The 13,961-nt window shown below is 35.7% G+C and carries 12 protein-coding genes; all 12 read left to right on the top strand.

Translation table 11 applies throughout. The features are described 5' to 3' along the window. The first annotated feature begins 7 nt into the window (after positions 1 to 7). Complete coding sequence (locus CW357_RS02625) at positions 8 to 277, top strand: YlmC/YmxH family sporulation protein (RefSeq protein WP_119414335.1); 270 nt, start codon at positions 8 to 10, stop codon at positions 275 to 277. Beyond that, positions 274 to 1,074, top strand: a complete 801-nt coding sequence (locus CW357_RS02630; RefSeq protein WP_119414336.1) for a dipicolinate synthase — start codon at positions 274 to 276, stop codon at positions 1,072 to 1,074. Before CW357_RS02625 ends, CW357_RS02630 begins: the two co-directional genes overlap by 4 nt. A gap of 1 nt (position 1,075) precedes the next feature. Continuing rightward, positions 1,076 to 1,663 (top strand): dipicolinate synthase subunit B, encoded by a 588-nt coding sequence (locus CW357_RS02635; protein ID WP_124217267.1) that lies wholly within the window; start codon positions 1,076 to 1,078, stop codon positions 1,661 to 1,663. A gap of 79 nt (positions 1,664 to 1,742) precedes the next feature. Further along, positions 1,743 to 2,783, top strand: a complete 1,041-nt coding sequence (locus CW357_RS02640; protein ID WP_124217268.1) for an aspartate-semialdehyde dehydrogenase — start codon at positions 1,743 to 1,745, stop codon at positions 2,781 to 2,783. 13 nt (positions 2,784 to 2,796) lie between these two features. Next, positions 2,797 to 3,687, top strand: coding sequence for a 4-hydroxy-tetrahydrodipicolinate synthase (gene dapA / locus CW357_RS02645; RefSeq protein WP_124217269.1), 891 nt, complete (start codon positions 2,797 to 2,799; stop codon positions 3,685 to 3,687). A gap of 120 nt (positions 3,688 to 3,807) precedes the next feature. Next, a complete protein-coding gene (locus CW357_RS02650; RefSeq protein ID WP_124217270.1) occupies positions 3,808 to 5,475 on the top strand; it encodes a ribonuclease J in 1,668 nt (555 codons plus the stop codon). A gap of 151 nt (positions 5,476 to 5,626) precedes the next feature. Further along, positions 5,627 to 7,966 carry an FtsK/SpoIIIE family DNA translocase gene (locus CW357_RS02655; protein ID WP_124217271.1) on the top strand — a complete coding sequence of 780 codons (2,340 nt, stop codon included), beginning with the start codon at positions 5,627 to 5,629 and terminating at the stop codon, positions 7,964 to 7,966. A 289-nt stretch (positions 7,967 to 8,255) separates the two neighbouring features. Beyond that, positions 8,256 to 8,984 carry a GntR family transcriptional regulator gene (locus CW357_RS02660; RefSeq protein WP_119414342.1) on the top strand — a complete coding sequence of 243 codons (729 nt, stop codon included), beginning with the start codon at positions 8,256 to 8,258 and terminating at the stop codon, positions 8,982 to 8,984. 65 nt (positions 8,985 to 9,049) lie between these two features. Beyond that, positions 9,050 to 10,114, top strand: a complete 1,065-nt coding sequence (locus tag CW357_RS02665) for a BMP family lipoprotein (RefSeq protein WP_124217272.1) — start codon at positions 9,050 to 9,052, stop codon at positions 10,112 to 10,114. A 282-nt stretch (positions 10,115 to 10,396) separates the two neighbouring features. Beyond that, a complete protein-coding gene (locus tag CW357_RS02670; protein ID WP_124217273.1) occupies positions 10,397 to 11,935 on the top strand; it encodes an ABC transporter ATP-binding protein in 1,539 nt (512 codons plus the stop codon). Further along, positions 11,935 to 12,981 (top strand): ABC transporter permease, encoded by a 1,047-nt coding sequence (locus tag CW357_RS02675; RefSeq protein ID WP_124217274.1) that lies wholly within the window; start codon positions 11,935 to 11,937, stop codon positions 12,979 to 12,981. Before CW357_RS02670 ends, CW357_RS02675 begins: the two co-directional genes overlap by 1 nt. 1 nt (position 12,982) lies before the next feature. Then, a complete protein-coding gene (locus CW357_RS02680) occupies positions 12,983 to 13,942 on the top strand; it encodes an ABC transporter permease (protein WP_119414346.1) in 960 nt (319 codons plus the stop codon). Positions 13,943 to 13,961: the final 19 nt, after the last annotated feature.

Raw genomic sequence — 13,961 nt, forward strand, 5'->3', positions numbered from 1 at the left:
GGATTGAATGCTCTTATCAGAGCTTGCAGAGAAAGAGTTGATTCAGATTAAAGATGGTGTACGATGTGGGTTGCTCTCAGAGACCGAATGTTTACTAAATGCGAAAACAGGGCAAATCTATGGTTTTGAATTAGTAAATAAAGGTGTTAAACTACCTTTTAAACAAAAAGAACCTAAGGCGCAATCGTTTATTCCATGGACGGAAATTTCGTTGATTGGTGAAGACCGTATCTTATTTAATAAGACGCAACCTTTAACATCGGGGTATACAAAATGAGTACAGAATCATGGCTGATATTAGGAAAGGATTTACGTTTTAAAGAGTTAGCGTTACAACTTTCGCTGGATTTCAATAATGTTATTTATAAATATACAGATCAATGGAATGATGAGATACAGCAAATAATAATGACGGAAAGGCCAGAGAGAATTGTATTGCCGATCCATGCAGTTGATTTACCTAAATTTGCTTTTGAATCATTACCAAAAGAGACAGCGATATTCGTTGGAAAAAGCAATCAAAGTTTACAGCAAGAACTTCGATATTTAGATGAGAAACATATTATCCATTATTTACAAGATGAATCTTATATATGGCTAAATGCAAGACTAACATCAGAAGGGATGCTTTGTGCTTTTTATGAACTTGAATCCGCTTCTGTTTATGGAAAATCCTTTTATATTACGGGATTTGGAAGAGTCGCTAAAATGCTCGCATTCATGTTACACAGATTAGGCGCAAATGTGCATATTTTAGCACGTTCAAATAGTCAAATTCAAGAAGCAATTGCTTATGGTTATGTTGCTTCCCAACTAATCCCTGAAAATATTAAAGAACATTATTATTTAATCAATACAATACCAAATAAATGGTTAAATGAAGATTTCCATCAACAATTAGATGAAGAAACTAAGATTTTTGATTTAGCTTCAGCACCAGGATGTCTAAATATAGAAAGTGATATCAATTATACATTATTACCAGGACTACCAGGAAAGTATTTTCCACAGGATGCAGCGGATTTATTGGCACAAGTAATCATACGAAAAAACAACGAATTAAGGGAGGGATGATATGTTAGATGGAAAACGCGTAGGACTAGGAATTACTGCATCACACTGTACTTATGCTGATGTTATACCTAAAATCACCTCGCTAACTGATTTAGGAGCAACGGTTGTACCGATTATTACGCATTCGGTACTAACGGCAGCAACACGTTTTGGAACAGGTGACGAGTGGATTGAGAAAATCGAAAAGCTAGCAGGGCATAAAGTCATTAAAAGTATAGTAGAAGCAGAACCTTTTGGACCTTCAAATCCATTAGATTGTATGGTCATAGCACCTATGACTGGGAATTCTATTAGTAAATTTGCAAATGCATCAACAGATTCGCCAGTATTGATGGCAGCAAAAGCAACATTAAGAAATGGGAGTCCTGTAGTATTAGGAATTTCGACAAATGATGCTCTTGGTTTAAATGGAGTAAATGTTATGAAATTATTAAATACAAAAAATATCTTTTTTATTCCTTTTGGTCAAGATGATCCTATTAACAAGCCGAATTCGTTGATTTCGGATTTTACACAGTTAGCTGACACAGTAAAGGCATCTTTAGAAAAGAAACAATTACAGCCTTTAATAATTCAATATACTAAATAATTTAAAAATTATATAAATATTCTATAAATTGTGATACAATAGCGCCATTATCGAAAGATTAGTTGAGGAGAGATGTATGATGACTAAAGAATATACAGTAGCAGTAGTTGGAGCTACAGGTGCAGTAGGAACAAAAATGATGGAACAACTTGCTAAGCGTAATTTTCCAGTAGGTAAGTTAAAACTATTAGCATCTAAGCGTTCTGCTGGTAAGGAACTAACATTTAATGGTCAAACATACACTATTGAAGAAGCTACTCCAGAAGCATTTGAAGGAGTAGATATTGCTTTATTTAGTGCAGGGGGAGCAGTTTCAAAGGCATTAGCACCAGCTGCAGCAGAACGTGGAGCAGTTGTTATAGATAACACAAGTGCGTTCCGTATGGATCCGGAAGTTCCTTTAGTAGTTCCAGAAGTAAACCCACAAGATATTGCCGAACATAAAGGAATTATTGCAAATCCAAACTGTTCAACAATTCAAATGGTTGCAGCCTTAGAGCCGATTCGTCAAGCGTATGGTCTAAAAAATTTAATCGTCTCTACATATCAAGCCGTATCAGGATCAGGTATAAGTGCAATAGAAGAACTAAAAGAACAAAGCTTGAAATTTGATCATCCAAAAGATGTTGAAGCACATATTCTACCTGTAAAAGGTGATAAAAAACATTATCCAATCGCTCGTAATGTTATCCCTCAAATTGACGTATTCACGGAAAACGGGTTCACCTATGAAGAGATGAAAATGATAAATGAAACAAAAAAAATTATGCACGCACAAGATCTTCCAGTTGCAGCAACTTGTGTACGTGTCCCTGTAGTAGCTGGACATTCAGAGTCTGTTTATATTGAAATCGAACAATCAGGTGTTACTACTGAAGATATTAAAAATGTTCTTCAAGGAGCGCCTGGTATCATTGTACAAGATGATATAACAGCTCAAGTATATCCAATGCCTATTTTTACGGAAGGCGAAGATGAAGTATTTGTAGGACGTATCCGAAAAGATTTAGCAAAAGATAATGCGTTCCATCTTTGGGTTGTCTCAGATAACTTGTTAAAAGGAGCAGCATTAAACTCTATTCAAATTGCCGAAAAAATGATTGAAGATGGATTAATCTAAGGAGGCAAAATAAGTGGATATTGGTAATATCGCTACTGCTATGATTACACCGTTTCGTGAAGATGGCACTATCAGCTTTGAAATGCTTTCAGATGTTATTGAACATTTAATAGCTAATGGAACGGATTGCATAGTAGTCTGTGGTACGACAGGTGAATCACCGACATTATCACATGATGAAAAGGTAGCTATATTTGATTTTACTGTTAAGAAAGTCAATAATAGAGCCACTATTATTGCAGGTACTGGAAGTAATCATACACAAGCTTCAATAGATTTAACAAAAGAGGCTGAAATTGCTGGTGTTGACGGCATTATGTTAGTTGCACCATATTACAACAAACCTAGTCAACGGGGCATGTATGAGCATTTTGCAGCTATTGCCAATTCAACAAAACTTCCTGTTATGCTATATAATATTCCGGGACGTTCAGTAGTGAATATACAAACGCAGACAATTATACAGTTAAGTAAAATTCCAAATATTCAAGTTGTTAAAGAAGCGAGCGGAAGTTTAGATCAGATGGCTGAGATTATTTCTAATACACCAAAGAATTTTCAAGTATATTCAGGTGATGATGGTTTGACTTTACCATTACTCTCCATAGGCGGAGACGGTGTTGTTTCCGTTGCCGCACATATAGTTGGAAATGATATGCAAAAAATGATCAAAGCATTTAAAGAAGGTCAGCTTGAAAAAGCAGCTACTATTCACCAAGCATTATTACCGTTAATTCGTTCATTATTTGCAACACCAAGTCCATCCACTCTTAAATATGCATTAACGAAATTAGGAATTGGCTCAGAATATGTCAGATTACCAATTGCTAAGTTAACTGATGAGGAAAAAGCAGCCTACGATTTTGCATGGCATGAATACCTGGAAAGACAAAAACAATTTTAGAAAATTTTTTTTGGAATGGGCAACTTAGCCCATTCTTTTTTTTTGTTTGTGAAAACTCACAACTATCTATATAATGGGAGTAAGTGGTTTGTGTTCGGGATTATTTTAGGAGGAAATCAAGTGGCAAAAACAAAAAATGAAGTTATTCGCGTCATTCCACTAGGTGGCGTTAGTGAAATCGGCAAAGCTATGTATGTCGTTGAAATCGATGAAGAGCTATTTGTCGTTGATAGTGGACTTATGTTTCCTGAGGATGAAATGTTAGGAATAGATTACGTTATTCCTGATATGACATACTTAGAGGAAAACAAATCTCGTGTAAAAGGTATTTTCCTTACTCATGGGCATGAAGATGCGATTGGTTCAATAGCATATCTTTTACAAAAAGTTAGTGCACCTGTATACGGTTCTAAGTTAACAATCGCATTAGCTAAAGAACATTTAAAAGATTTACCTGCACCATATCCTGTAAAATTCTTTGAAGTGACAAGTAAGAGTCGTATGAATTTCCAATCTACCTATGCGACATTCTTCCATACAACTCATAGTATTCCAGACTCATTAGGTATTGCTTTCCATACTTCAGAAGGTGCGATTGTACACACTGGAGAATTCAAATTTGACCAATCAGCACAAGGTAAATATAAACCGGATATAGCTAAAATGGCTAATTTGGGTGAAGAAGGTGTATTTATCTTAATGTCTGATTCTACTGAAGCTGAACGACCAGGATATACAATTCCTGAAATTGTCATTCGAGAAAAGTTAGCAAAAACTTTCCATAAAGCTGAAGGAAGAATTTTAGTTGCACTTTATGCATCAAACTTCATAAGAATTCAACAAGTATTTGACCAGGCTACAGCAGCTGATCGTAAAATAGCTGTTGTCGGTCGTAGTTTAGAACATGCCTTTGAAATAGGAATGCGTTTAGGATATCTTTCTGTAGATCAGGATCGAATTATTTCTGTCAACAAAATGAATGATTATCCAGATGATGAAATTGTAGCAATAATTACTGGTAACCAAGGTGAACCACTAGAAGGATTAGAAAAAATTATCCGTAAACACCACCGTGATATCCGTATTAAATCTACAGACACCGTTTTAATAACATTTACACCTTCGCCAGGTATGGAAGTTCAAATTGCAGATACGATGAATAGTCTTGCAAAGCTAGGCGCTAAAGTATTATCTGCAGATAAAAAAGTACATGTATCAGGACATGGAGCCCAAGAAGATTTGAAATTGATGTTAAATCTTATGAAGCCAAAATATTTTATCCCGATTCAAGGCGAATATCGCATGCTAATCGCTCACTCTAAATTAGCACAACAAACAGGTTTATCTAAGTCACAAATCTTTATTGCTGATAAGGGAGACATCGTCGAATATAAAGGCGGTAAAATGCGTATGAGTGGACGAGTTACTGCTGGCAATGTACTTATAGATGGAATTGGCGTTGGAGATGTTGGTAACATTGTATTACGTGATCGAAAGTTACTTAGTCAAGACGGTATATTTATCGTCGTTGTTACGATTAACCGCCAACTTAAGAAAATTGCATCAGGCCCAGAAATTTTATCACGTGGATTTGTCTATGTAAGAGAATCTGAAGAGTTATTAAGTGAATCTTCTAATTTAGTTAAAGAAGTTGTCGAAAAATATGTGAATAAAGGATCATATGAATGGACAAATATAAAACAAGAAATCCGTGACACGCTTAACTCTTATTTATTCCAAAAAACAAAGCGCCGCCCAATGATTATCCCTATTATTATGGAATATTAAAATTAAGCGGACGAAAAGGATTTCCTTACCTCTCTTTGGTAGGAAATCCTTTTTTCCTTTCAATATATAAAATATTTGATGAAAGGGATTCAATAGATTCTTTGAAGTTCTACAGAGCTATTTGATAGAACGAAAGAAAGTAGGTGGAGTCATGACAATAGCAAAAAAGGGGACAGCTAAAACAAAAAAAGCGTCAACATCAAAAGCAAAAAAGGAAACTCATCCTTTGAAGTATGAAATTATTGGGTTAATACTAATTGGATTTGCTATCATTATATTTTTTGAATACGGAATTGTTGGTAAGTCATTACAATGGTTATCCTTATTCCTCTTTGGAAACTGGGCAGTCATTGTTCCATTTCTATTGGTGGTAAGCGCTCTATTATTAATGGTCAAAAGAACAGTACCGAGTCTGAAAAATCGACTAATTATAGGGATTTTATTAATAACTGGTGGTTTAACTTTGTTTAGCCATATTGCATTGTTTGAACAGTTGTACAAGGGAAATGCTATTCAAAGTAATTCTGTATTAAAAGAAACTTGGCGGATTTTAATCACCAGTGATGGAATTGTAAAGCATAGCCATGCGTTAGGCGGAGGGATAATAGGCGCTTTATTATTCGCTTGTTTTTACGCTTTATTTGATTCTGCAGGAGCCAATATTGCAGGTTGGTTAATGGTGTTAATAGGTATTGTATTGATTACCGGAAAAGCGCTTCTTCCGTATTTAGCTAGTAAATGGCCAACAATCAAAAAAATAATTTTACAAATGAGAGAAGAATCTAATAATACGGTAAGTCGACGCAAAGAAGCCAAGAAGAAAAAGAATGAGAAAAAAGAAAATACACGTAAAAATAGGAAAAAAGCGAAATCTGAAACCAGTATTCCTGATGAAGAGCATCAAGCAGCAACTGCAGTCGACTCAGTTATAGAAGAACGAAGAGAACCAATTATCTCAGCATTCTCACAAAGAGTTCAACAAGAAGTTGTAGACTCAGAACCTACAAGCTCTCATGAACAAGAGGAAACTGCGCAACCAGTAGAATCGTCATCGATACTTACATCTGATGTAATCGAAAACGAATCCTATCAATTACCGTCTATGAATAATTTAAAACTTCCACCACATACTGACCAAAGTGGTGAGTTTGAGTTAATACAGGGAAATGCACGTAAATTGGAGCAAACTTTTCAATCATTTGGTGTCAAAGCAACTGTAACACAAGTTCATCTTGGTCCAGCAGTAACTGAATATGAAGTTTTACCTGATCGAGGTGTTAAAGTTAGCAAAATCGTTGGATTACAAGATGATTTAGCTTTAGCACTTGCAGCAAAAGATATTCGTATTGAAGCGCCAATTCCAGGCAAGTCTGCAGTAGGAATAGAAGTGCCAAATAAAGAAGTCGCTATTGTCAGTCTGAGGGAAGTATTAGAATCTAAACAAAATAATAGACCAGATGAAAAGCTATTAATCGGTCTAGGTAGAGATATTACTGGTGACGCGAAATTGGCAAAACTGAACAAAATGCCTCACCTACTAGTTGCTGGTTCGACTGGTAGTGGTAAATCCGTTTGTATCAATGCAATTATTATAAGCATTTTGATGAGAGCAAAGCCACATGAAGTTAAAATGATGATGATTGACCCTAAAATGGTCGAATTAAACGTCTATAATGGTATTCCTCATTTACTAGCTCCAGTTGTAACAGATGCTCGCAAAGCATCACAAGCATTGAAAAAGGTCGTTGCAGAAATGGAAAGACGGTATGATCTTTTCTCACATACAGGAACACGTAATATAGAGGGATATAACGAGCATATTGATAGATTTAATGAAGCAAATGGAGAAAAACACCCGAAAATGCCATTTATCGTAGTAATTGTAGATGAATTGGCTGATTTGATGATGGTTGCTTCAAGTGATGTAGAAGACTCGATTACAAGACTTGCACAAATGGCTCGTGCTGCAGGTATTCATTTGATCATTGCTACACAAAGACCAAGTGTTGATGTTATTACAGGTATTATTAAAGCGAATATCCCATCAAGAATCGCTTTCGCTGTTTCTTCTGCTATTGATTCTCGTACCATATTAGATATGGGTGGCGCAGAACGTTTGTTGGGTAGAGGGGACATGCTATTTTTACCTGCTGGTGAGTCGAAACCGGTACGTGTACAGGGGGCATTTGTCTCTGATCATGAAGTTGAACAAATAGTAGATTTTGTTATTGCACAACAAAAGGCACAGTATCAAGAAGAAATGATTCCTTCTGATGAAGAGGAAGTTCCAGATTTAGATGATACAGATGAATTATATGAAGATGCAGTACAATTAGTGGCTGCACAAGATACGGCTTCCGTTTCTTTCTTACAAAGAAAGCTCAAAATAGGTTACGCTAGAGCTGCTCGCATTATGGATCAAATGGAGGAAAGAGGTATTGTTGGACCTGCTGAAAAGAGTAAGCCAAGGGAAGTATTGATTGGTAAATAATTACTATATCGTTAGCTAACAAAGTATTTTATGGATAAAGAAAACACAAGGTTAAAAGGAAATTAAAGAAGACGATAAAAATTCCATTATGTGAGACTTAAGTATAATTTATCATTTATTTATTAAACTGTTATCAAAAATTACTACAAGCAATGAAAAAAAATATCTGTTTTAACACAGTTTTCGCAAAAGTTATTTATTTAAAGAAAAAAAAATGGTATAGTAGTTTCTGATTAGTAGGAATGTTTTACGTCTGATGTCTGATCTTTAATTTCTGGTGGTGGTTTGTTTGACAATAAAGTCTGATCATCGTCATCTCTATCTTCAAGTGATTGATCATTTAAAAGCAGATATAGAACAAGGTGTATATAAAGAAAATGAAAAACTGCCTTCAGAATTTGAATTATCCAAATCACTTGGAGTAAGCCGTGCAACACTTCGTGAAGCACTTAGATTGTTGGAAGAAGAAAATATCATTGTTCGAAGACATGGTGTAGGTACATTTGTAAATCCAAAACCATTATTTACGTCTGGAATTGAACAACTATCAAGTATCTCCTCTATGATTGAGGAGGCGGGAATGCAGCCTGGTACAAACTATATTAGTACGACTGAGTTGCTTCCAAAAGAAGAGGATATTAAACGTTTCCAATGTGATGAAGATGAACCTTTAATATCGATTGAACGTGTACGTACAGCAAATGGAGAACCTGTTGTGTATTGTGTGGACCAAGTACCTGCAAAATATTTGCCTAAAAACTTCTCGTCTCGACATAATTCTTCTATTTTTTCAGCATTAGAAGAGTCAGGAGATATACATGTAGCATACGCTGTTACATTTATAGATCCAATTGGCTATCACAATCAAGTATCTCCAATATTACAATGTGGGCGTGAAACAGCGCTTTTAGTTTTAAAACAGCTCCATTATGATGATAACGATCGTGTGGTGCTGTATTCACGTAACTACTTCAGAGCTGATAAATTCAGTTTCCATGTGGTTCGAAAACGTGTGTAAAAAAACACGTACTCATTCCTGCTATCGAATCTACAAATTAACTTTACTTTTTAGGGGGATTTCAAGTGAAAAAGCGTAAAATTGGTTTAGCTCTTTCTGCACTTCTAGCTTCTGGTACTTTATTAGCAGCATGTGGTAATGACGACAATGCAAGCGATACTAAAAAGGATGATAAAAAGTCATTCTCAGTAGCAATGGTAACTGATACTGGCGGTATTGATGACCGTTCATTTAACCAATCTACTTGGGAAGGGATCGAAAGATTCGGTAAAGATAATGGATTATCTAAAGGTAACAATGGTTATGATTACTTACAATCTGCATCTGAAAGTGATTACAACACTAACCTAAATAGCTTAGTTCGCCGTAATTTTGATTTAGTATTTGCAGTAGGTTACCAACTACATGATTCAGTAGTTGAAGTAGCTAAACAACAAAAAGATGCTAAAATCGCTATTATCGACTCAGTAGTTGAAGGACAAGATAATGTTGCTTCTATTATGTTCAAAGCAAATGAAGCTTCTTATTTAGCAGGTGCTGCTGCAGCATTACAATCTAAAACTGGCAAAATCGGCTTCATCGGTGGTATGGAAAGTGACATTATTGATGGATTCGAAGCTGGTTTCGTAGCAGGTGCTAAAGCTGCAAATCCAAAAGTAAAAGTTGATGTTCAATATGCAGGCTCATTTGGCGACGCTGCAAAAGGTCAAGCTATTGCAAAACGTATGTATGATTCAGGTTCTGATATCATCTTCCACGCAGCAGGTGGTACAGGTAATGGCTTATTCACTGAAGCAAAAGAACGTAAGAAAAAAGATCCGAAAGCTGATGTTTGGGTAATCGGTGTTGACCGTGACCAATACGATGAAGGTAAAGTAGATGACAAAACAAATGTTACTTTCACTTCTGTATTAAAACGTGTTGATATTGCTGCAGAAGATGTTGCAAAACAATCAAAAGATGGCAAATTCCCAGGCGGTAAAACTATTACTTTGGGCTTAAAAGATAATGGTGTTGATTTAGCAGATTCTCACGGTGTAATTACTAGTGATACACAAAAGAAAATCGATGAATACAAAGAAAAAATTATTAAAGGTGAAATTACAGTTCCTGAAAAACCAGAAAAATAAGGTTTAACCATCAGGTTTAACATCATCATAAAGACTAGCTTATGCTAGTCTTTATGATGTATTTTAGTTTCTAATTAACAGACGAAGGAATTTAAATTATAGTAAATTTTTAGAATATACCATCTTATTCACGATTATATGTAGTTGTTCTAAAATATAGTTTTGGATTAATATTCTGAAAAATTATTTGTGTATTTAAGTCCTTCTTGTGTTAATTTTTTTAACCTTTGTTAATTTATTAATGACAACCATAAATTTATAGTGTCCAAGGGAGTGAACACATTGGAATATGTGATAGAAATGCTTGGAATTCGAAAACAATTCGGGGATTTCGTAGCAAATGATAACATCACCCTTCAGCTAAAAAAAGGAGAGATTCATGCACTATTAGGAGAAAATGGTGCAGGGAAATCGACGTTGATGAATGTGCTCTTTGGTTTATATCAACCAGAAGCAGGCTCCATTAAAGTTCATGGCAAGGAAGTTAAGATTACTGACCCTAACAAAGCCAATGATCTTGGAATCGGAATGGTTCATCAACATTTTATGTTAGTTGAGAATTTTACGGTGACAGAAAATATCATTTTAGGTAGTGAACCTACGAAGATGGGTTCCATCAATATTCGAGATGCGGCAAAAAAAGTACAAGAACTATCTGAAAAATATGGTTTAAATGTAGATGCAAATGCTAAAATTGAAGACATTTCAGTCGGTATGCAACAACGTGTGGAAATTTTAAAAACATTATACCGAGGCGCTGAAATTTTAATCTTCGACGAACCTACAGCATCACTAACACCTCAAGAAATTACAGAATTGATGCAGATTATGAAACGTCTTATTGATGAAGGCAAATCTATCATTTTAATTACTCACAAATTAAAAGAAATTATGGAAGTTTCAGATCGCGTTACAATAATACGCAAAGGTAAAGGGATAGGTACAGTTGTAACTGCTGATACAAATCCAGATCAGCTTGCCGAAATGATGGTTGGAAGACAAGTTGTATTTAAGACTGAAAAAGTGGAAGCAAAACCGACTGATGTTGTATTAAATATCCAAAATTTAACTGTTGCAGACAATCGTGGTGTCGACAAGGTTAAAAATTTAAATCTTACCGTTCGAGCTGGAGAAATTGTTGGGATTGCTGGGATAGACGGAAATGGTCAGTCAGAGCTAATCGAAGCAATTACTGGTCTTCGCAAGGTGAAAAAAGGAACAATCACTTTAAAAGGTAAGAATATAACTGGTTTCAAACCTCGTAAAATTACAGAGGCAGGAATCGGTCATATTCCTCAGGATCGACATAAGCATGGACTTGTACTCGATTTTCCTATTAGCCATAATATAGTTTTACAAACGTACTATCAAAAACCTATTTCTAAGGCAGGTATTATAGATTATAAGAAAGTAAATGATTTTGCAAAAAAAATTATTCATGAATATGATGTGCGTACACCAGGCGAGATGACACTTGCACGTGCATTGTCAGGTGGTAACCAACAAAAAGCAATTATCGGTCGTGAAATTGAGCGAGACCCAGAATTATTAATAGCAGCATTGCCAACGCGTGGTTTAGATGTAGGGGCGATTGAATTTATTCATAAACGTCTTATTGAACAACGGGATAAAGGAAAAGCAGTGTTATTAATATCATTTGAATTAGATGAAGTGATGAATGTATCAGACAGTATTGCTGTCATCCATGATGGGTCAATTATTGATAGAGTGCTACCGCACGAAACATCAGAACAAGAACTCGGTTTATTAATGGCTGGACAAAAATTACATCAAGATTCAAAAAAGGTAGGTGACGAATAGTGTCTAAACGATTGACAAATATTCTAGTCCCTCTTATCTCAATTTTATTGGGTATTATTGTTGGAGCAATTGTAATGGCTATTAGTGGATTTAGCCCAGTAGATGGTTATATTGCATTATGGAATGGTGTTTTTGGTAACACCTATAATATTGGTGAAACAATTCGTCAAATTACGCCATATGTATTTGCTGGTTTGGCAGTAGCTTTTGCATTCCGCACAGGTTTATTTAATATTGGTGTGGAAGGACAGTTAATGGTAGGTTGGTTAGCAGCTGCATATGTTGGTTATGCATTTGATCTTCCTAAGATTGTTCATATCCCACTAGCATTATTAGCAGCAGCAGTTGCTGGGGGATTATGGGCATTTATCCCAGGCTTATTGAAAGCAAAATTACAAGTTCATGAAGTAATCGTGACGATTATGATGAACTATATCGCATTACATGTTGTAAATGCAACTATTGCAACGTTATCTGATGGCGAAAAAACAGAGAAAATCCATGAGACTGCTTCATTACGCTCGCCATTTTTAGAATCTATTACAGACTACTCCCGTTTGCATTGGGGTTTTATCATTGCAATTTTAGCAGTTATTATCATGTGGTTCATATTAGAAAAGACAACTCGCGGTTACGAACTAAAATCTGTTGGATTTAACCAACATGCATCAGAGTATGCGGGTATGAATGTTAGCAAAAATATTATTCTAGCAATGGTGATTTCAGGTATTTTCGCTGGTCTTGGCGGCGCGATGGAAGCGTTAGGTACTTTCGGTAATATCTCGAAGATGACGGCGTTTACTGGTATCGGTTTTGATGGAATCGCAGTAGCTTTACTTGGTGCTAACCAACCATTTGGTGTATTGCTTGGAGCAATGCTTTTTGGTTCATTAAAAAATGGTGGTCTAAATATGCCAAATGAAGCAGGGATTCCAGTAGAAATTGTATCAATCGTTATCGCATTGATAATTTTCTTTGTTGCTTCAGGTTATATCATTCGAGTAGCACTTGAACGTATAAGTAAGAAAAAAAAGGAGGAAAAATAACATGAGTTTTTTAGAAGTGTTATATTTCATTATTCCTTCTGCTATCTTCTATGCGGCTCCATTAATTATGACTGCAATAGGCGGGGTATTCACGGAACGATCAGGTGTAGTTAATATCGGACTAGAAGGCGTAATGATTATAGGAGCCTTCAGTAGTATCGTTTTTAACTTAACATTTGCAGATACTTTTGGTGGACTTACACCTTGGATTGGTTTAGTTATAGCAATGGTAATCGGAATTGTATTTTCTTTAATTCTAGCTGTTGCAGCTGTGTCATTCCGAGCAGATCAAACGGTTGCTGGTGTCGCTCTAAACATGTTGGGACTAGCTGTAGCAGTGTTTAGTGTAAAAATGATCTATGACAAAGGTCAAACAGATTCTATAGCAGAACGTTTTTCACGATTTGATATCCCAGTCTTGAAAGACATTCCAATTTTAGGGAAAATGTTCTTCACAGATGTTTATGGTACGTCTATTTTGGCGATTGTTGTTGCGTTTATAGCTTGGTACATTATTTACAAAACACCATTTGGTTTGCGTTTACGAGCTGTAGGGGAACATCCAATGGCTGCAGATACAATGGGTGTTAACGTTACGAAAATGCGTTATGTAGCTGTTATGATTTCTGGTGCACTTGGTGGTATTGGCGGTGCAATTTATGCACAAGCAATTGCAGGTAACTTTAGTCAGAGTACTATTAGCGGACAAGGTTTCATTGCCATTGCAGCAATGATTTTTGGGAAATGGCATCCACTTGGTGCTCTAGGTGCAGCATTATTCTTTGGATTAGCACAATCATTGAGTATTGCTGGTGCTTCTATTCCTGTGATCAAAGATGTTCCTGAAGTGATATTGTTAATCTTACCTTATCTTTTAACAATCTTTGCTTTAGCTGGATTTATCGGTAAAGCAAGAGCACCAAAAGCATCAGGTGAACCTTATATTAAAGGTAAACGATAATCTTTCAATTCATGTGCAA

It is taken from the genome of Rummeliibacillus sp. TYF005, assembly GCF_003844195.1.
In the GTDB taxonomy this organism is placed as follows: Bacteria; Bacillota; Bacilli; order Bacillales_A; family Planococcaceae; genus Rummeliibacillus.

Bases quoted from the DNA above. Each gene is read 5' to 3' on its own strand.
- CW357_RS02635 (WP_124217267.1), top strand. From the start codon at position 1,076: ATGTTAGATGGAAAACGCGTAGGACTAGGAATTACTGCATCACACTGT.
- CW357_RS02680 (WP_119414346.1), top strand. From the start codon at position 12,983: ATGAGTTTTTTAGAAGTGTTATATTTCATTATTCCTTCTGCTATCTTC.
- CW357_RS02630 (WP_119414336.1), top strand. From the start codon at position 274: ATGAGTACAGAATCATGGCTGATATTAGGAAAGGATTTACGTTTTAAA.
- CW357_RS02640 (WP_124217268.1), top strand. From the start codon at position 1,743: ATGACTAAAGAATATACAGTAGCAGTAGTTGGAGCTACAGGTGCAGTA.
- CW357_RS02655 (WP_124217271.1), top strand. From the start codon at position 5,627: ATGACAATAGCAAAAAAGGGGACAGCTAAAACAAAAAAAGCGTCAACA.
- CW357_RS02625 (WP_119414335.1), top strand. From the start codon at position 8: ATGCTCTTATCAGAGCTTGCAGAGAAAGAGTTGATTCAGATTAAAGAT.